16 protein-coding genes are annotated in these 20,367 nt (G+C 38.8%); 8 read left to right on the top strand and 8 right to left on the bottom strand.

The window, feature by feature from the left end; translation table 11 throughout:
• Positions 1-165: 165 nt before the first annotated feature.
• The 5 genes from pyrE to DS885_RS12280 form a co-directional block, all read right to left on the bottom strand.
• On the bottom strand, positions 166-807 hold the full coding sequence (pyrE, locus tag DS885_RS12300) for an orotate phosphoribosyltransferase (RefSeq protein WP_113819717.1): 642 nt from the start codon (positions 805-807) through the stop codon (positions 166-168).
• Positions 808-809: 2 nt separating this feature from the next.
• Positions 810-1,529 carry a ribonuclease PH gene (gene rph, locus DS885_RS12295; protein ID WP_113819716.1) on the bottom strand — a complete coding sequence of 240 codons (720 nt, stop codon included), beginning with the start codon at positions 1,527-1,529 and terminating at the stop codon, positions 810-812.
• Between the two features lie 190 nt (positions 1,530-1,719).
• Positions 1,720-3,951 (bottom strand): transporter substrate-binding domain-containing diguanylate cyclase, encoded by a 2,232-nt coding sequence (locus DS885_RS12290; protein ID WP_113819715.1) that lies wholly within the window; start codon positions 3,949-3,951, stop codon positions 1,720-1,722.
• Between the two features lie 259 nt (positions 3,952-4,210).
• Positions 4,211-4,960 (bottom strand): DUF481 domain-containing protein, encoded by a 750-nt coding sequence (locus DS885_RS12285; protein WP_113819714.1) that lies wholly within the window; start codon positions 4,958-4,960, stop codon positions 4,211-4,213.
• 357 nt (positions 4,961-5,317) lie between these two features.
• Complete coding sequence (locus tag DS885_RS12280; protein ID WP_113819713.1) at positions 5,318-8,218, bottom strand: insulinase family protein; 2,901 nt, start codon at positions 8,216-8,218, stop codon at positions 5,318-5,320.
• A gap of 257 nt (positions 8,219-8,475) precedes the next feature.
• On the opposite strand from DS885_RS12280, the gene DS885_RS12275 reads away from it, so the two are divergent.
• The 5 genes from DS885_RS12275 to DS885_RS12255 are packed head-to-tail and all read left to right on the top strand — an operon-like array spanning position 8,476 to position 12,001.
• On the top strand, positions 8,476-8,910 hold the full coding sequence (locus DS885_RS12275) for a type IV pilin protein (RefSeq protein ID WP_113819712.1): 435 nt from the start codon (positions 8,476-8,478) through the stop codon (positions 8,908-8,910).
• The gene (locus DS885_RS12270) at positions 8,907-9,377 is read left to right on the top strand and encodes a GspH/FimT family pseudopilin (protein WP_113819711.1); all 471 of its coding nucleotides are present in this window, start codon (positions 8,907-8,909) and stop codon (positions 9,375-9,377) included. The genes DS885_RS12275 and DS885_RS12270 overlap by 4 nt, the downstream gene beginning before the upstream one ends.
• Positions 9,377-9,769, top strand: coding sequence for a type IV pilus modification PilV family protein (locus tag DS885_RS12265; protein ID WP_113819710.1), 393 nt, complete (start codon positions 9,377-9,379; stop codon positions 9,767-9,769). Before DS885_RS12270 ends, DS885_RS12265 begins: the two co-directional genes overlap by 1 nt.
• A 9-nt stretch (positions 9,770-9,778) precedes the next feature.
• On the top strand, positions 9,779-10,351 hold the full coding sequence (locus tag DS885_RS12260) for a PilW family protein (protein ID WP_113819709.1): 573 nt from the start codon (positions 9,779-9,781) through the stop codon (positions 10,349-10,351).
• Between the two features lie 15 nt (positions 10,352-10,366).
• Positions 10,367-12,001, top strand: a complete 1,635-nt coding sequence (locus DS885_RS12255) for a pilus assembly PilX N-terminal domain-containing protein (protein WP_113819708.1) — start codon at positions 10,367-10,369, stop codon at positions 11,999-12,001.
• Between the two features lie 66 nt (positions 12,002-12,067).
• On the opposite strand, the gene dtd is transcribed toward DS885_RS12255, so the two are convergent.
• The 3 genes from dtd to typA all read right to left on the bottom strand — a co-directional run bounded on the left by dtd (position 12,068) and on the right by typA (position 15,322).
• Positions 12,068-12,505 (bottom strand): D-aminoacyl-tRNA deacylase, encoded by a 438-nt coding sequence (dtd, locus tag DS885_RS12250; RefSeq protein WP_113819707.1) that lies wholly within the window; start codon positions 12,503-12,505, stop codon positions 12,068-12,070.
• Positions 12,502-13,374, bottom strand: coding sequence for a virulence factor BrkB family protein (locus DS885_RS12245; protein WP_113819706.1), 873 nt, complete (start codon positions 13,372-13,374; stop codon positions 12,502-12,504). The genes dtd and DS885_RS12245 overlap by 4 nt, the downstream gene beginning before the upstream one ends.
• 124 nt (positions 13,375-13,498) lie before the next feature.
• Entirely contained in the window at positions 13,499-15,322 is a 1,824-nt protein-coding gene (typA, locus tag DS885_RS12240) for a translational GTPase TypA (protein WP_113819705.1), read from the bottom strand.
• Positions 15,323-15,780: 458 nt separating this feature from the next.
• On the opposite strand from typA, the gene glnA reads away from it, so the two are divergent.
• The 3 genes from glnA to DS885_RS12225 all read left to right on the top strand — a co-directional run bounded on the left by glnA (position 15,781) and on the right by DS885_RS12225 (position 20,359).
• Complete coding sequence (glnA, locus tag DS885_RS12235) at positions 15,781-17,199, top strand: glutamate--ammonia ligase (protein ID WP_113819704.1); 1,419 nt, start codon at positions 15,781-15,783, stop codon at positions 17,197-17,199.
• 209 nt (positions 17,200-17,408) lie between these two features.
• Positions 17,409-19,580, top strand: coding sequence for a glutamine synthetase III family protein (locus DS885_RS12230; protein WP_113819703.1), 2,172 nt, complete (start codon positions 17,409-17,411; stop codon positions 19,578-19,580).
• A 236-nt stretch (positions 19,581-19,816) separates the two neighbouring features.
• The gene (locus tag DS885_RS12225) at positions 19,817-20,359 is read left to right on the top strand and encodes a DUF4124 domain-containing protein (protein WP_113819702.1); all 543 of its coding nucleotides are present in this window, start codon (positions 19,817-19,819) and stop codon (positions 20,357-20,359) included.
• The last annotated feature ends 8 nt before the right edge of the window (positions 20,360-20,367 follow it).

Raw genomic sequence — 20,367 nt, 5'->3', positions numbered from 1 at the left:
GTATTAAATAACTGATCTAAATTTTGCGCCGGAAAAATGGCTTAGTTTGAGGCGTAAGTTGATGTAAATGGTTGTTCCCTATACGAAACTTACAACGAAAAAATAAGTTGTTTTAACAAGTAAAATAGATCAGTTACTTACTATGATTGGTATAAGACCAACCATTTAAATACCGTATTGAGCGCGGTAAGCTTTCACTGACTCAAGGTGCTGTTGCATCTCTGGTAGTGTTTCAAGGTAGGTCACTACATCTGCCAATTTAACAATTGAAATCACCTTAGCATCGTAATCTCGCTCCACTTCTTGAATAGCTGATAACTCTGCTTTACCTTTTTCTTGGCGGTCTAAGGCTATTAACACACCCGCAAGCTCTGCTTTATGTGCATTGATAATATCCATTGACTCACGAATCGCTGTGCCCGCAGTGATCACATCATCCACTAGCATGATTTTACCTACTAGGTCCGAGCCAACTAAGCTTCCTCCCTCGCCGTGTGTTTTTGCTTCTTTACGATTGAAACAATAAGGTACATCTAGATCATAATCATTAGATAAAGCCACTGCAGTCGTTGTTGCGATTGGAATACCTTTATACGCAGGACCAAACAATAGATCGTAATCAATAGCTGCATCCTGCAACGCAGCTGCATAAAAACGACCCAGACGTGCTAAATCACGCCCAGTATTAAACAGACCGGCATTAAAGAAATAAGGACTAATACGTCCCGATTTCAGGGTGAATTCGCCAAACTTCAACACTTGTTTTTCAATTGCAAACTCAATAAACTCTTTTTGATAAGCTTTCATTTTTACTCCATCTCCAATGCTTTTTTCTGTTCGATAATTAACTGGGTAATACTATTATTGGCTAACGCTAACATCGCTAGTAATTGTGGGTGACTAAACTCGCCTTGCTCAGCCGTTCCTTGAATTTCAATCATACCGCCTTGCTCTGTCATCACAATATTCATATCTGTTTGTGCTTTAGCATCTTCTGCATAGTCTAAGTCACAAATTGCAGTGTCTTGATAGAGCCCTACAGAAATAGCAGCAATCATCTGCTTTAACGGGCTTTTCTTCAACTTCCCTTGAGCAACCATCCAATTCAACGCATCGGCCAGTGCAACACAAGCACCTGTAATGGCCGCAGTGCGTGTACCGCCATCGGCTTGAATGACATCACAATCCACAGTAATGGTGTGTTCACCTAAGGCTTTAAGATTCACAGCGGCACGTAACGAGCGAGCAATTAAACGCTGAATTTCTAAGGTACGACCATCTTGTTTGCCTTTTATCACCTCACGTTGATTACGGGTATGAGTGGCACGTGGCAGCATTGCATATTCGGCGGTTACCCAACCTTTGCCTTTACCTCTTAAAAAACGTGGCACAGACTCAGTAATACTCGCATTACAAAGTACTTTTGTTTTGCCTAATTCAATTAATACAGAGCCTTCTGCATAGTCGGTATAGTGCCGGGTAATGGTAATATCGCGATGTTGTTCGGGAGAACGGTGACTAGGGCGCATAAAAAGCGGGCCTTATGAGCAAATAAGCGCCGATTATACCGATTATCTCATCAGGTGCAAAACCCTATAAAAGAGAAGGCCAATCAGGTAATGATAAACCGTCACTGACCTAACAACAGTTTACCAACACGCGATTATGTTACTTAGGAGATGTTTCATGACTCAGGTTTCTGAGTTTATGTTTCTGGGATCAAGTTTCATAGTAGTGGTGACTGCTTTTATAAATCACCAGTTGACCAGTCCCTTTATCCTGCGCTTGATATAAGGCTTGCTTTGCACGGCGACTTAATTCCTCTTCAAGGTAGTTCCCAGCTGAGTCCATACACGCCGCGCCAATACTAACGGTAATAGGCTCAGGATCTTGCTCATCTTGAAAAGAAAAAATACTGCCATTGAGCATGTAGAATATCTCAGCGGTTAACGCTTTAATTCCCTCTTCATTGGTATCTGGTAGTAACACAACAAAGGTGTCTTCTTCGAGACGTGCTAAAAGATCCGCTGGGCGTTGTATAATATTGTTTAAACGACGAGATAACTCTATCAAACACTGGTCACCAGACTCACGGCCATAACGTTGATTAATCTGTTTTGTATTATCAATATCAATGATTAATAAAGAGATCTTCTCACCAGAACGCCTGCTTCTCACCCACTCTTTTTTGAATAATTCATTAAAGTAAGCTTGATTTGGTAAGCCGGTTAAATAATCACGCATGGCTAACCGTTCAAGGTGTCTATTTTTTTCTTGTAACTGTCGATGCTTGCTTTTATAGGAGAGTAATAACAACAATAATAAGAAAAGCGTAACAAACATTGCAATCAGAGCGATTAAATACCCCTGCACGCTGGTTTTTCTCTCATATAATGCGGGTAGCCATTTATTTAAAATTTCTTGCTTCTTCTGCAAACTAATCGACTCAATCACTTTATTAAAAATACTGAGTAAAGGAAGGTTGCCTTTTTCAACGGCTAACGCAAATGAATAATCACTCCTAAATTGGTCGACAATTTTTAAATTAGGATAACCATGCTGAATCTGATTCACCATCACAGGTAGCACATCAATAAAGCCATATATATCTCCGTCACTAACCGCATCTAACCCCTCTTTCAAGGTACGGTATTCATGGAAATCGGTATCAGGGTACTGTTGACTTAATAACTCTCGATAAGAGCCGCCTTTTAACATGCCAAGTGGTTTATGCAGTACCTGTTGTAGCTTATATGGATGATTATCTTCTTCAGTAATTAATGCTAATGGAAAAGTGACATAGTCCGGGGTAAAAGAAAGATATTCACGGCGATTAGGGGTGTTTTTGATGGTCGGTGTAAAATCACAACGTCCTTCCTTTAAAGCTTGTAAAGTTTCACCCCATGTAGAGGTTGCTAATAATTCAATCGGACTACTAATGCGCTGTGCAAATAAACGAACAAACTCAGCAGAAATACCAATATGTTTACCATTACGAATCGCTTCTATTGGCAACCAATCAGGATCAACACACATAATCAACGCACCATGTCGATCTAAATAATCTTGCTGAAGCGTGGATAAAATTGGCAATCTCTCTTGGTAATTCGCCGCGTAGGAGGACTTGGCAAAACTAATTTGAGACCTCCATTTCTGATGTAAATTATCTAAGTCTTGTTTATTTAAAGATAATAATCCCTTATCAAGAATGTCACGCAGTACTAAATTACCTTTCTGAACTCCCATAAACTTAGGTAAATAATGAAAAACTTTATGGTCGATTAAGGCTGTATTGACTAAGTTTTGTAATAAAGAACGTTCTACATAATAATTAATGGCATCATAGGCATCTAATACTCCATTAACCTTACCTTCAACTAATAATTGAATGGATTGTTCCGTGGTATCGGTAAGCACTAAACGAATATCAGGGTAATATTTAGAGATTAACTCCTCATAAAAGAACCCTTTGATCACTGCAATTGATTCTATATCACTAAGATCATTTAAGTAGACCTCTCCAGCCCTAGTTAATAAACCATCTACAGAGCTCAATGTTTGATAATGGGTAAAGGTGGTAAATTTTTGTCTTTCTGGGGTTATTTTCATATTAGAGATAACATCTATCTCTCTATTCTTCATTTTTTTTAGAATTTCAGCCCACTCATAGCCGACAACAAAATCAATTTTTAACCCTACTTTATCAGCGACTAAGCGCATTAAATCATTGTTGTAACCAGAGACTTCGCCATTCTCAATATAATTAAAAGGGTACCAAGAATCCGACGTGTGAACTTTAATAACCGGATGCTGTTTAATGTACAGCTTTTCTTGATCAGTAAATTCTACGTTGAGGTTTTCTTGCTGGGCAAAAACAGGATGAGCGAAAATCAGTGCCAGAAGCACAGTATGAATAAATATCAGTGGGAGGGAAGGCACATAACGCCGCATTAAAATCAACCTTTTAAGTAATAGCAAAAGATTCTAACAAATGCAGATGACTAACATAAGAATTAAAAAATAAAAACAAAGCTCAACAGGGATAATGTGATCAAATTAACATTAACAACATCATTTTGAGCCATTTTGTGATAAAAATCAGTTAATTACGAGTTATCAAAAAGAAAAGGTAGGCTCTGAGAAAAAATAATAGCCTTATTTTTAGATGATAATAAGGCTATTTAATGGTGTTGTGATTAAATGCTACGCATTAAAAACCATATAATAAGGTCATCGTTGTTTCTGTATCAGTACTTTTCACGTCTTCAAGTGGCTTGTTATCATAACGCACTACAACCGCGAATTTCATTGCTAATGAGCCCACTAGATTAGCTGAGATTGATGTTTCAGAACGGCCATCGAACTTACTACCCCAATCGGCAACAAACTTTTGTTGGAATTTTGCAGAATCACCAATTTTAGTTTCAAAATCAACAACGATATGGGCGACTGCACTTGCATCGTAATCTTCACCTTCAGTTTCCGCTGAATCATCATCATATTTTTGGTAAACATAACCAGGGCCAATTTCACCCGTTAAAGACATATCTTTTGAATCAATGAAACGGTAACCATAACCAGCAGATGTACTTGATGAGTAGTCATAACCTGAGAACGGGTCAATCTCATAGTTAGTATTTGCAAAAGCATAGCTGGTATCATTAATTTGATAGTCACCTTGTACTTCGAAGTAATAACGTTTTGCTGTTACTTCATCTTCATCTTTTTTGTAGGTACCATCAAAAGAGTAAGTATTTTCCCAATCAGACAGCTCTTGCTTTATTTCTAAAGCCGCTTTAAATGAAGAAGTATCAGTGTTACCTGTTGTTACTGTTGCCCCTAACTCGGCTTCACCTGCAACCGTTGCGTCACCTTCAACAAACTCGCTTTTTTCATCCGCTGCATAAACATTTAATGGTAATGCAAATGCAATCGCCGTTGTAAGTAGTATTTTTTTCATACTGTTCGTCCTTTAGTTTTTATTGTTATAAATTTACCCTGTACTTATACCCATTACAGCCATTAATAGATCAACTTTTACCTGAGTAAAAGTAACTTAATTTCATGTAATTAGTGCCCGTTAGCAGTACATTCAATAGGTTGATGTGATCGCGCTCCTCACCAACAACACATTGCGCTTGCTTCGGATAATACTTCATATATTTCAATACTCACCATAAACAAAAGCCCTTATAGGTTTTCGCCTAAGGGCTTGAATAGGTCATTATTAATGAAGTGTCAGTAAGTTTCTTACCGTACATTAAGTGTGAGCCTTGTCACTTATAAAAGTTCACATATTCTCAATGAAAAGTAAAATTTACTTTGCTGCAATATCTAATTGATCAACGCTTGAAATAGGGATCTCAGGCGTTAGTGATAGAGGGGCTTCCCCGCTGAATTTTTTACCTTTGACCTGGACAATGATTTGTTGCGCGGCACTTTTATCAAAAAATAGATGATTATAATATGCCTGTACTTGTTTTAAACTAACAGACTGCAATAACTCTATATGCTGTTGTTTAGTATCTATTTTTTCTTTGTTATTCATCCACTCACCAATTAGGTAAGAAAACTCTGTGCTTAAATTACTTGGTTTGGCTAAATAATTAGCAATATGTGCTTTTTTTATCTCTTCAAAATCGCTTTCAGATGTATTGTTTAATACCCCCTTAAAGCTTTCTAAAAATGCTTGGAAACGTTCATATAGGGCTGCACTACCAATGGTTGGACTTTGTGTAAACAAACCAAACCCAACGCTTTTACCCACTTCGAAACTGGCACTAAAAGGAGAATAAGTTAACTGTTCTTGAGTACGAATTTGATCATAAAAAGCAGGTTTTAATAACTTATTTAACAACTCGGCTTTAGCGGATGAACTCGGGTCTTGATCGGCGGCTAAATAAACACTGGCTAAGGCATCATCTTCCAACTCCGATTGACGTACAAAGTTTAATGCACCTTGTTCAGGCATCGCCTGTAAACGCTCACTCTTATAAAAAGCCTTAGGCTGAATCTTAATTTTCACTTTTAATTGCGCAGTTAATTGCGACACATCCACGGTAGAAAAATTACCCAATGCTAATAATCTCACACTAGACTGTGCGAATATCTGTTTAACAAGTTGTTTAAGGTCATCACTGGTCACCGAGTCAACTGCAGCTAACAAACTTTCATTTGAAAAAGATGGCAAACGTACTACCTTTCTAAACCCATCTAAACCTAAGTCCATCGCTTTCATTTTTGATTGATTGTTTAAGCGACGTACCAACTCCTGTTTTGCTAAAGAGAGCGACTGTTGATCAATATCCATGCTTTCAAAGTAGCTTAATAGCGTTAATAATAGATTGCCCTGTTTATCACTGTAACCACTAGTGCTAATCATTAACCCATCATTACTGCTAATAGAAAAACCTAATCCTGCTTCTTGAGTAACAAAGCTCAACTCCGATAACTGTTTTTGTGCAATATCCAATAACAAGTTAATTTTTATACGGGCTGCAGCGCTTTGATCATTTAAATCATTGTTAAGCTGTAGTCGATAACTGCCCTTAGGTTGCTGTAAATCACTCTGTTTAACCCATACCGACAAACCAGACTCTTTGACTAAAGGTATCGCTTTTTTAGTTTTCTCTTTTACTAGGGATAGGTCCTCAGGTAACCATTCGTTACGAACAGGTAGTGTCATGTCAGGTTCGATAGTCTTTGCCACTGCTAACCACTGCTTTAGTCGACTAGCACTGATTTTATTCTGTGAATATTTACCTTTATAAAAAGGAATATCTTTTTTAACAACAGCATTAGGCGACACTAAAAAAACACGGCTATTTTCAGGTGTTAAGTAGTCAGTTAGCGCTGCGATTAACTTAGGCTTAAACCCATCTAAACGAAATGAATAGGAAAGTAGGTCTTGTAATGGGTATTTCTGCATATTGGCAGAGAGTGACATAACGTACTGAAAGCTTGATTGTTTAGGTAAAAATTGGAAATAATTATCTAAGCTTTTTTTCTGCTCTGAATACTGTAATTGATTAATCCCTTTGTTTTTAATCAGTTCAATATAAGCAAACAAACTCGCTAATACCGTATCTTGTTTAGTTAAGCCTTTATTGGTTAGCTTAAAGGTCATGCTAAACTGTGAATATTGCTCACTCTGCGCACCATAAAACCCTGCCGATACAGATTCTGCTAACCCTTGTTTTTGCAGATAATCAGACAAACCACCTTTATGATCAGAGCCTAACAAGCGGCTAATATAACCACCTGGCTGGTACATATAATCCTCTTTCACGCTCGGCACTAAAAAGTTAACTTGTAATAATTTTAGCTCAACCGTAGGTTTCATTTGCACTTCTAACGCCAACTGTTTATCAGTTAATAAAGGCGTCATGATCACTGGCGTAGCGACATTATTATTAGGAATTTGCGTTAGGTACTTAGCGGCAGCTTTTTGCAACTCTTGTATTGAACGAGGGCTAATCAAAGCAACTTTCATGTTATTAGCAGAGTAATGCGCTTTGAAAAAGGCAGTCAGCTCTTGTTGTAAGTTACTATTAGGTTTATCAACTAAAGTTTCTAAATTACCTGTGCTAAAACGAGCCATTGGATGCTCAGGATTTAACGAATAACGTTGCAATGCATACAGCTTACGCATGTCGTTATCTACATAGGTTTCATTTTCTGCATTGACTGTATGGCGCTCTTTTTCGGCATACTTTTCATCTAATAATGGCTCACTCATTACGTCACCTAGTCTGTCCAAGGCTTCCGAAAAGGCACTGTCATTAACCTCAAATCCATACACAGTTGCATCCTGCGCGGTATAAGCATTGGTATACCCGCCATTTTGACTCATGAATTTACTGTATTCATTGATCACAGGGTAACGTTTAGAGCCTAAAAACAACATATGCTCCAAATAATGCGCTAAACCAAGCTGAGAGTCTGGATTATGCATACTGCCAATAGGTACTGATAAAGAAGCCGCACTGTTTTTTAAATCCGGATCTGAAATCAATAACACCTCTAATTGATTCGCTAAACGAATCACCTGATATTGACGTTTATCATTAGGGCTTTGGGTAATCGAATTATTAATGACTTCAATATTTTTCATAGTGGACTCTGATGAAGGTTCAGCGGCTGCATAAACAACAGCAGAAGTAGAAAAACTTAAACACAGGCAATAAAATAATAGATAAATAGGCTTACTTGGCAGCATTTAATGAGCTCTTTTAATTATATTATGGGCGTACTTGGTTCAGACAAGGGACTATGCAACAAGTAAAAGAAAAATAAAAGCCTCCTCCCAGTGAATACGGGTTTTAAATGAATAAACTCCTGTACACAAAATAAGCACTACCTAATACTTGTTAGTTAGCATTTAACTGTTTATTATTTGTCATACGAATATGCACGTTCGAATCATATCAATAGACTCGATAATTCAACCTCACCAACCCATGGCATCAATAGATAATGATATTTTTTACGACTAGGCTTTGGAATAAAACCAAGACCACTAAGCTAGCGACAAAACAAAAAGGTTTTACCTTAATTGAGTTGCTTATTGTAATTGCCATTGTGGCCATTTTGGCGCAGATTGGCTTTGCTTCTTATTTGACGGCCGTGCAAAAAAGTTATCGCTACGATATTCAACAATCCATGATTGAATTGAGTCAGCAATTAGAGCGTTATTATTCTCGTAATGGTAATTACACAGGTAGCAGTGCCACTGCCGAGGATTATACCAACAGCTACTATACCGTAAGCTTTAGCACCTTAGAAGATGACCAATATACCATTTCCGCGGTACCTGTTTCGACTAGCAGCCAATCCGGAGATAGTTGTGCAACGTTAACATTTGATTACCTTGGTAATAAGACACCAACAACATCAGGGTGCTGGAAATGATACCGGTAAAGCAGCAAGGATTCACATTAGTTGAGCTGATGATAACAGTGGCGATTGTTATTATTTTATCGATTATTGCTATTCCAAGTTGGACTGCATTAATTCGTGATAACAGTATTGCCGTTGCGGTTAACCAAGTGCAAAGTATCTACCAATTAACTCGCTCAGAAGCCTTAAAACGCAACGAAGAAGTGACATTAACCTCATCCAATAACCGCTTAACTTGGACATTAAGCAATGTGGTCTCTGGTGCAGATAGCACTATCAAAACCATTACCTTAGCCACAGATCAAGTTAGCATTACCCCTTCTGCAGGTAGCAGCACTGAAGTTTCTCTGACCGTACAAAAAACTGGGTTTGCAGAAAATGAGCAGATCGCTTTTAGCTGGGAGGACGAATACCGCTGCTTAGCGATTTATAGCAGCGGGCAAACTCAAATCAGTAGTGATAGCGGAGACTGTAGCTAATGAAAACACAGCGCTCACCAAATCAACTAAAAGGTTTCACCCTGATTGAATTACTGATTACAGTGCTTATTGCTAGCCTCTCTGTATTAGGGTTAGCTTATACACAAAATAAAAGCCTGCAATATGCACGTAGTAGTAGCCAATATACACTGGCAAGTATCGAGGCAAGCAATACCGTAGAGCAAATTTGGAACTCACTGTGTGAATTAAAAGATGGAACAGAATCACTCGATGATTTAACCCTAGCGGATGGTTTTACTCGTAGCTTCGATCCCAACACCTTTGATATTACAAGCACCCTAGCCATTACCATAGATTGGGGTGATCAACGTTTAGCCGATGTTGAAGATGAAATCACAGTACAAGCTGTTTTCCCAGATATCTGTCCATAGGTGTATAAAATGCAACCATTATATAAGATGAAACAAACTGGATTTAGCTTAACTGAATTAATGATTGCAATGGCCTTATCATTATTAATTGTATTAGGCATAGCAACAGTATTCTCAAGCTTAAAAGAAACCTCAACTTACTCACAACAATTAGAAAACACCCAGGAAGTGCTACGTTTTAGTAACTCTATTTTTGCTCGTGCTATCCATCGTGCTGATGAAATGGATGATAAGTCTTATACTGGTAGCGACGGTAATACTTATAAACAGTTAGATTTAACCTTTAATTTAGACAACTTAGATACAGGTGAAACCTACACCAGCTGCTTAGGCAATGATATGAGTAGCCAATATTATGAAAGCTATCGCCTTACTGACGGTGAATTAATGTGTGCAGAATATACAACCGATGGTTTAGATGACGCGAGTAAAGTGTTTACTGCAATCGGAACAAACATTGATACATTAACCTTTGCTATCACAGATAACTTATTAACCGTGACAATCACCCCTACTGATGAGACAGATTCAGTACAAATGATGTTTGCTCAACGCCAAGCTATTTTCGGCTTAAATGAATAGGGTTAGGAAATAAACATGAATAAGAGAGCCTTCAATCTGCCCAAAAATCATCAAGGGTTTGCATTAATCACCGTCTTAGTTATCTCGTTTCTTGGCAGTTTAATTGTGTTTGACACTATCCAGGAAAACCTCAACCAAGAACGTATGGCGGGTAATTATTCCAAAGAGCTGAACGCACGTTTACAAGCTGAAAATGGCCTTGCAGAAGCGTACAACATGCTTAGTGCTGACAGTACATTATCAACAGACGATATGATGACTCAATTGAACAGTGCGCAAAATGACGCAGGCGGCTATCACCATAATATCGATGCATGGTTAGATAGCGATATCAGAGAAGTGAATAGTTCAGGTTTTCATTACGACGGTACGTATGCCATGCGAGGCTCATTTTCATTAGCATCCTCTTCCGGTAACACTGTTTTTACTGGCGCTATCACAACTTGTGATGGTGCGACGTTAGGGGGTAGTGGCACCATAGACAGTTATGACTCAAGCGAAGGGGCTTATGACTCAAGTAACCCGGGGAATAATGGTGATGTGTCTGTATTAAACGAAGATGCAAGTGGGTTAGATTTGAGTGGCAGCTCACCTATTGATGGAAATGTTTCTATTAATGGAGACTTAACGATGTCAGGCTCGGCATCTATTTCCGGTGATGCTCATGTATCAGGTAATATAGATTTAGGCAGCTCCGGTTCAATTGATGGGAATGCTCAAGCAACAGGTAACGTCACTAATTCCTACTCATCAACGACCATGGATAGCATCAGTGCGAATGGTGATGTCACCATACTAAACAGCTATGATAATCCCATCTCATACAGTGGTGAATTAAATTACCCAAGTTATGGCAGCGTCAGTAATGCAACCTATTACGATACAGACCAAGTCAGCGCAGTCGGCACTGAACCCTGTGATGTGTTGGATTTAGCGAGTGAATTCGCCAATACAACGGATGGAGTAGGTAGCTTAAGCAGTACCACTCCGACTGATTACTCGTTTTCCTATTGGCCTTATACTGACTATGTATTTACCGATGCAGGATTAGAGTCATATAATAAAAGCACTGGTACCACAGATAGCTTTGACACAGAAACCGCGACTATCGACTTCTTAGGTGAAGACACTGAAGTCTATGTGATGAGTATAGATAACTTTCAAAATGGTAATACCATTACCATCGAAAGTGGTAACAATGTCACTATTTATTTGAGCGGTAATACCTCTATAGAGGATAAAATTTATGTTGAAGACGGTGCAACCCTAACCATTATTACTGAAGATACTTTTACCACAACGGCTGACGGTGGCGTATATGCTTTAGACAGTGATGGCAATACCGCAACGTCTGCGGTTAATAGTGATGGTGACAACTCCTTTATTCTGTACTCAGGGTATGACTCTGAAGGAGATAATAGTGATTATGGCATTACTTTATCTGGTTCAACAGATATGTTTCTAACCGCTTATGCTCCCAATGCGGCAATGAATGTAACAGCGAGTGGGGATATTTATGGCTCATTACGCACTGATTACTTAAATGTGACTGGTGGGGCTGGCGTCCACTTTGATGAACAGATCACTAATACGACTATAGGTGACTCCGATTCCAGTTCATCAACTCCCACCATCACACGTTGGTTTTAATCTAGCACCACCATCGCATTATCATTAATACGTGATGGTGAGTGTACTAACAAATAACTTGAACAATTAAACCTGCAACCAAAAAGTAGTAGGTCCATCATTGGTTGAAGTGACTTGCATATCTGCTGCAAAAATCCCATTTTCAACATGACAACCTAGTTGTTCACATTGCGCACTAAAATACTCATACAGGCGTTTCGCTTCAGCAGGTTCAGCGCTATTGCTAAAGCCTGGGCGATTACCTTTTTTAGTGTCAGCTACCAAGGTGAATTGAGAGATAACTAACAGATCACCCTTGGCTTGTTTTACATTTAGGTTCATCTTGTCATTGTCATCAGCAAAAATGCGATACGCTAAGACTTTCTCCGCTAAACGTTTAGCCTGACTATCGGTATCGCCTTTTTCTACACCTAATAACACTAATAACCCACTATCAATCTGCCCAACTATCGCATTATCGACTGTTACAGATGCATTCGTAACTCGTTGTATCATGGCTATCATGAGACTTCCTCAAGTTCATCATTCTCTATGTCATCAGGATAAAAGAACTCATCTAAGGTAGATGTCACTTCTGCGCCTATTAATACAATTAACCAACTAAAGTAGATCCAAACAAACATAATAGGGATAACCGCTAAAGCACCATAAATAATTTGTTGAGATGGGAAATTGGTAATGTATAAGCTGAATAAGTCAGTAGCTAAATTAAACATTAATGCCGCCACAAAACCGCCAATAACAGCACAACGAAGTGTGACACGCTGATGTGGTACTAAGGTATAAACCCCAGCAAAAGCTAACCATGAGAAAAGAAAAGGCATAAAACTCAATAACTGCTGCCCAACTGACAAGAAACCATCGGTTTGCACAATAGAAAACAGGTAAGAGCTTAATGCAATGCTACCGCCGATAATAATTGGGCCTAAGCTCAAAATAGTCCAATAAATAGTAAATGCATGGATCGTTGAACGTTTTCTATTACAACGCCAAATGCGATTCAAGGTTTGATCGATAGTAGAGATCAGTAATAACGCGATCACTACCAAGGAAGCAATCCCGACCATACTCATCTGTTTGGTGTTTTCAATAAAGCCAGTCATATGCTCTTTAACTGCATCACCTGCTGTGGGTACAAAGCTGTTATAGATCAGGTCTTCAATAATGCTATTTAATTCTGAAAACATGGGAAAAGCGGAAAGCATATAAAAAACCACCGCAAGACAAGGGACTATCGATAACAAAGTCACATAAGCGAGGTGCCCTGCGGGTACTTTGATATTATCTTCTTTACTGCGTTTCCAGAGAAAAATACCGTAGCCATACAGCGCTTTTGATTTTCCGATTAATACTTGCTGGTCTAGTTGAAACATAATACTCCTCAGCATTATCAATGAATGATCGAGCATGAAATGATTAGTTATTAAATTGAAAGCAAAAAAAAGGCCTTACAATGTAAGGCCTCATCTTAACAAGTTAAACGTTTATGTAAACGACTTAACCTTTAGCTGGACGAGCAGCACGTTTACGTTCGTTCTCTGTAAGTAGTTTCTTACGGATACGAATGCTTTCTGGTGTTACTTCTACTAATTCATCAACATCAATAAACTCTAACGCTTGCTCAAGAGTTAGTTTGATTTCAGGAGATAACGTTTGCGCTTCATCTGTTCCTGATGCACGTACGTTAGTAAGTTGCTTACCTTTAACACAGTTTACTGTTAGATCGTTTGCACGGTTATGAATACCGATAATTTGACCTTCATATACTTCTGTACCGTGACCTAAGAATAGGCGACCACGATCTTGTAAGAAGAATAAAGAGTAAGTAACCGCTTTACCTGCTTGGTTTGAAATCAATACACCATTTTGACGTTGACCGATAGTACCGCCTTTATGAGGACCGTAGTGATCAAAGCTATGGTATAAAAGACCAGAACCAGAAGTGATTGTCATAAACTCAGTTTGGAAACCGATTAAACCACGACTTGGGATCATAAAGTCTAAACGAACACGTCCTTTACCATCTGGGATCATATTAGTTAGTTCCGCTTTACGGATACCTAATTGTTCCATGATAGAACCTTGATGCTCTTCTTCACAGTCAATTGTCAATGTTTCCATTGGCTCATGTAATTGGCCGTCAATCGTCTTTTCAATAACTTCAGGACGAGATACTGCTAATTCGTAACCTTCACGACGCATGTTCTCGATTAAGATACCTAAATGTAGTTCACCACGACCAGATACTTTAAATTTATCCGGGTCTTCAGTTTCTTCTACTTTAAGTGCAACGTTATGTACTAGCTCTTTGTGTAGACGATCTAAGATATTACGTGAAGTAACGTATTTACCTTCTTTACCACAGAATGGAGAAGTATTTACTTGGAATGTCATTGTTACCGTTGGTTCATCAACCGTTAACGGAGGCATTGCTTCAACATTAGTTTGTGCACAAATCGTATCAGAGATTTTAAGTTCACCTAAACCACTGATTGCAATGATATCACCAGCATCTGCTACTTCAACATCATGACGCTCAAGACCTAAGTAACCTAATACTTGGCCAACTTTACCTTTACGCTCTTTACCGTCAGCACCAACAATAGTAACTTGTTGATTAACTTTAACGTTACCACGTGTAATACGGCCAACACCGATTACACCAACGTAAGAGTTGTAATCAAGTTGAGAAATTTGCATTTGGAAATCGCCTTCGCGATCCGCTTCTGGTGGAGCAACAGTATCAACGATAGTTTGGAATAAATCTTCCATGTCATCTTTTTGCTCGTCCATATCAGTACTTGCCCAACCGTTTAATGCAGAAGCATAAACAACTTGGAAGTCTAATTGGTCATCAGTTGCACCTAAGTTATCGAATAAATCAAATACTTGATCCATTACCCACTCCGGACGTGCGCCTGGTTTGTCAATTTTGTTAATAACAACAATTGGCTTAAGGCCATGTGCGAATGCTTTTTGTGTTACGAAGCGAGTTTGTGGCATTGGACCATCAACCGCATCAACAATAAGACAAACACTATCTACCATAGATAGAATACGCTCTACTTCACCACCGAAGTCAGCATGTCCAGGAGTATCTACGATATTAATATGGTAATCGTTCCATACGATTGCTGTGTTTTTTGCAAGGATCGTAATACCACGTTCTTTTTCAAGATCGTTAGAGTCCATTACACGTTCTTCAGAACCACCGCGTGAATCTAATGTACCAGACTGCTCTAACAGTTTATCAACCAATGTTGTTTTACCATGGTCAACGTGAGCAATGATGGCAATATTTCTTAATTTATCTAACGACATGATGCGCCTCAAAAATAACTTACTATTAAAAATACCAATTAAATAAAAGTAGACGCGTCTATTTTTATTTAATTGGTATAAAAAGAATTAGGCTATAAAAGCACAGGAAGTGTTCTAGCCAAATGTGCGCACATTGTAAACATAATTTCAAAAATAGAAAGTTTTAAGTCGGTCACAGTTAGCTAAATTGCCTAAAACAGCGAAATAAAGCAGGGTTAATATCACACCAAAACAATAACGCACCAAATAAGTGCGATATCGCACCAAATTAGTTCAAAAAAGAGCTGAATCACCCTTTTTGATAGGGCCAACCGTCAGGCTTGATAGGGGCAAGCGAGTTGGCATATTTTTGGCAACATGATATATATAAGTTTAGAAATCCAATAAATGCTTATTTCTTTATCAAGAAATAAGCATTCAATTCATCACATTTCCGATGTCAAATGAGGTTCTACAACATGTCTGTACAAACAATCCAAGACGTTTTATCTTTAATCCAAGAACAAGATGTAAAATTCGTTGATTTACGCTTTACTGATACACATGGTAAAGAGCAACACGTATCGATTCCACACCATCAAGTAACTGAAGACTTCTTCGAAGAAGGTAAGATGTTCGATGGTTCTTCAATCGCAGGCTGGAAAGGCATTCAAGACTCTGACATGGTACTAATGCCAGTACCGTCAACAGCTGTATTAGACCCATTTACAGATGATGTAACACTGAACTTACGTTGTGACGTATTAGAACCAAAAACCATGCAAGGCTACGACCGTGATCCGCGCTCTGTTGCTAAGCGTGCAGAAGCTTATATGCGCTCTACAGGTATTGCAGACACTGTATTATTTGGTCCAGAACCTGAATTTTTCCTATTTGATGACGTGAAATACGGTAACAGCATTGCAGGCGCGTTTTACTCTATTGATGCTAAAGAAGCAGCATGGAACTCAGGTACATCTTATGAAGATGGTAACACAGGCCACCGTCCAGGCATCAAAGGTGGTTACTTCCCAGTAGCACCGGTTGATTCATCACAAAATACACGTTCAGCGATGTGTTTAATCATGGAAGAAATGGGCTTAGTCGTTGAAGCACACCACCATGAAGTAGCAACAGCGGGTCAAAATGAGATCGCTTGTCGCTTTAACACTATGGTTGAAAAAGCCGATGAGATTCAGATCTACAAGTACGTTGTACATAACGTAGCACACGCCTACGGCCAAACAGCAACGTTTATGCCTAAGCCATTAGTTGGCGATAATGGTTCTGGTAACCACTGTCACCAATCATTAGGTAAAGATGGTGTTAACTTATTCTCAGGTGACGGTTACGGCGGCCTATCTGAGCTAGCGCTTTACTACATTGGCGGTATCATCAAGCACGCTAAAGCAATTAATGCATTTACTAACGCATCAACTAACTCATACAAGCGTCTGATCCCAGGCTTTGAAGCACCAGTAATGCTAGCTTACTCTGCGGGTAACCGTTCTGCATCTATCCGTATTCCAATCGTACCAACAGCACGTGCAGCACGTATTGAAGTACGTTTCCCAGACCCAACAATGAACCCTTACCTAGGTTTCTCTGCGATGTTAATGGCGGGTCTTGACGGTATTAAAAACAAGATCCACCCAGGTGAATCTTTAGATAAAGATTTATACGACTTACCAAAAGAAGAAGCAGATGCAATCCCACAAGTAGCGGTTTCTTTCGAAGAAGCATTAGCAGCACTAGATGCTGACCGTGACTTCTTAATTGAAGGTGGTGTATTCTCAAATGAAGCAATCGATGCATTTATTGAACTAAAAACGGCTGAATGTGAAGCTGTTTCACAAGCAACACATCCTAAAGAGTTTGACCTATACTACAGCGTATAATCCCTCTCTCTTTTTAAATTAAAGAAGGACTGCATATTGCGGTCCTTTTTTGTCTTTATTGATAAATCCCCTTAAAAATATAAAACTGGCTTACTTCTTGCTAATTTCATTGTTATCTAGTTGTCATAACTTCATATTTTTGTATTTAACATCTAATAATAGTTATCACAAATAACAATAGCGCTATTAATATCAGCAAGGAGCATTACATGAGTGGAAACCAAGTCCGCCTACAAGCAATTGAACAAATTACTAACCGTGCACCAAAAGAGGTCGCTCAAACTGAGCCACTCAATCAAATCTGGGCTACTGATGTTTTTAATCTAGCTAAGATGGAAGAAGCAGTATCAAAAAATGCATTTAAAGCGATCAAAAAAACAGTTCAAACAGGTGTTGCTTTAGATAAAGCAACAGCTGATATTATTGCAGCAGCAATGAAAGACTGGGCGCTATCTAAAGGTGCTAAGTTCTTCTCTCATGTTTTCTACCCAATGACTAACATTACCGCTGAAAAACATGATGCATTCATCCTGACTAACTCTGAAGGTAATGCAATTAACGAATTTACAGGTAGCCTGTTAATTAAAGGTGAACCAGATGGTTCTTCTTTCCCTAACGGTAGCCTACGTATGACTAACGCTGCACGTGGTTATACAGCATGGGATCCAACAAGCCCTGCTTATATCCAACAAACAGCGAATGGCGCAACATTAATGATTCCAAGTGTATTCATGTCTTGGACTGGTGAAGCACTAGATAAAAAAATCCCGCTATTACGCTCTAATTCAGCAATGGATGCAGCAGCACAGAAAGTACTTAAATTAATGGGCGAAACTGAAGTTGCTACATTAAATTCAAGCTGTGGTCCTGAGCAAGAATACTTCCTAGTTGATGAGAACTTTGCTAATGCACGTCCAGACTTACTATTAGCAGGTCGTACTTTATTTGGTGCAGCACCAGCTAAAGGTCAACAGTTTGATGATCACTACTTCGGTGCAATTCCAGCCCGTGTTCAAGTGTTCATGCAAGATTTTGAAGACAAACTATACAAGCTAGGTATCCCAGCTAAAACTCACCATAACGAAGTTGCACCAGGACAATTCGAAATTGCTCCTTACTACGGCGCAGCAAACGTAGGTGCAGACCAACAACAATTGTTAATGACAATGATGAAGCAAACGGCTAAAGAGCACGGCTTCCTATGTCTATTACATGAAAAACCATTCGCAGGCGTGAATGGTTCAGGTAAACACGTTAACTGGTCTGTTGGTAACAGCACACAAGGTAACTTACTTGACCCAGGTAAAACGCCGCATAAAAACCTACAGTTCTTACTATTCTGTGGTGCGGTAATTCGTGGTGTACATAAATACGGTCCATTATTACGTGCCGTTATCGCTTCTGCTGGTAATGACCATCGTTTAGGTGCTAATGAAGCGCCACCAGCAATCCTTTCTGTTTACCTAGGTGACCAGTTAGAGAAAGTATTTGATGAAATCAAAACAGGTAAACTAACTACTTGTACTCAAGGCGGCGAGATGGATCTAGGTCTTTCTCAAATTCTTAACTTTGACCGTGATCCAGGTGACCGTAACCGTACGTCTCCATTTGCATTCACAGGTAACCGTTTTGAATTCCGTGCTGTTGGTTCTGAGCAATCAGTATCAGGTCCATTAGTAGCAATGAACACAATGCTTGCTGATTCATTAAACTGGATTGCAGAAAAACTAGAAGCTGCTTTAAAAACTGAAGATCAAACAGCTGCAGTTATTACTGTATTAAAAGAGTTAATGGAACTTCACGGCAATGCAGTATTCGGCGGTGACGGTTACTCAGAAGAATGGCATAAAGCCGCAGTTGAAGAGCGTGGTCTTAAAAACATCCCAACAACTGCAGATGCTTTACCAGCATTCAAATCACAAGAAGTGATCGACCTATTCCAAAACACAGGTGTACTAACACCGGTTGAATTGGAAAGCCGTTATGAAGTTTATGCTGAACAATACAATCTAGCGATTGAAGTTGAAGCTAAATTAGTAAGTGATATTGCTAAGACTAAAATCTACCCAGCAGCAATTGCTTACTTATCAGAGCTAAGCCTAGCGGCTACTTCAACACAAGACTTAGGCATTGAATTAGATACAAGCATTACTAAGCAAGTTGCTGAACATGTAAATGGTCTATTAGCTGCAATCACTAAGATTGATACTGAAATTGCTAAGCACGACTTTGCAGATGCTGAAGCTCATATGCGTCACAGCGCAGACGTTCTTTGTCCTCTAATGGGTGAAGCACGTGAGCATGCTGATGCACTTGAGTTACTTGTTGCTGATGAGTTATGGCCATTGCCTAAATACTCTGAAATGTTATTTATTAAATAATATTGACCAAGCAGAATCAGGGGTGAGCTATCGCTCACTCCTTTTATTTTATATTTATCACTTTGAAAGTAAGTACTATATCAATAGAAAATGCAGATCACTGTTACATTGAACAACCTCATTTATATGAGCAAAGGTTAACATTTATAGAATAACCTCGTTTACAGTAAATTTTTTTATTGTCTTAATCCTTTAGCTATTCGACAATCAACTATTTACTACTTAAGGTTTAGATTATGAAATTAACTACATTTTTAGCATTATTACTTTGCACCTATTCCACACTTTCCTTTGCTGAAACAAAAATCTACCGTTGGGTGGATAGCCAAGGTAAAACACATTTTGCAGATACAGCACCTCCTGGTACACCACAAATCACAGTAGAAAATAAAAATTTAGTCTCTAATCAAGAACCTGTTGATACACACCAAGCACAAGCTGCAAAAAAAAATAAACAAGATTTAGAAAAAGTTAAAAAAGAGGCTGTTAAATATCAAGCTGAAATTGTCTACCCGCAAGACGATACGGCGATCCGCAGTAATGAAGGCACATTAGAAATTAATGTGAAAACCACACCAGAAAAAGAAAGCACCCAATTACTGCAATTATATTTAGATGGACAAGCATTAGGCTCTCCACAAATATCACCAACCATCAGAGCCCTCAATGTTGACCGAGGCACACACCAAGTTCAGGCACATTTAATTGGTGAAGATGGGCAAGTATTAGCAACAACACAAATTGTTACCGTTCATTTACAACGAATATCCATTAAGTAGATTAAAAA

Origin of the sequence: Psychromonas sp. B3M02 (assembly GCF_003318165.1) — a bacterium.
Taxonomy (GTDB): Bacteria; Pseudomonadota; Gammaproteobacteria; order Enterobacterales; family Psychromonadaceae; genus Psychromonas.
This window is presented reverse-complemented; position numbering and strand designations above follow the sequence as displayed.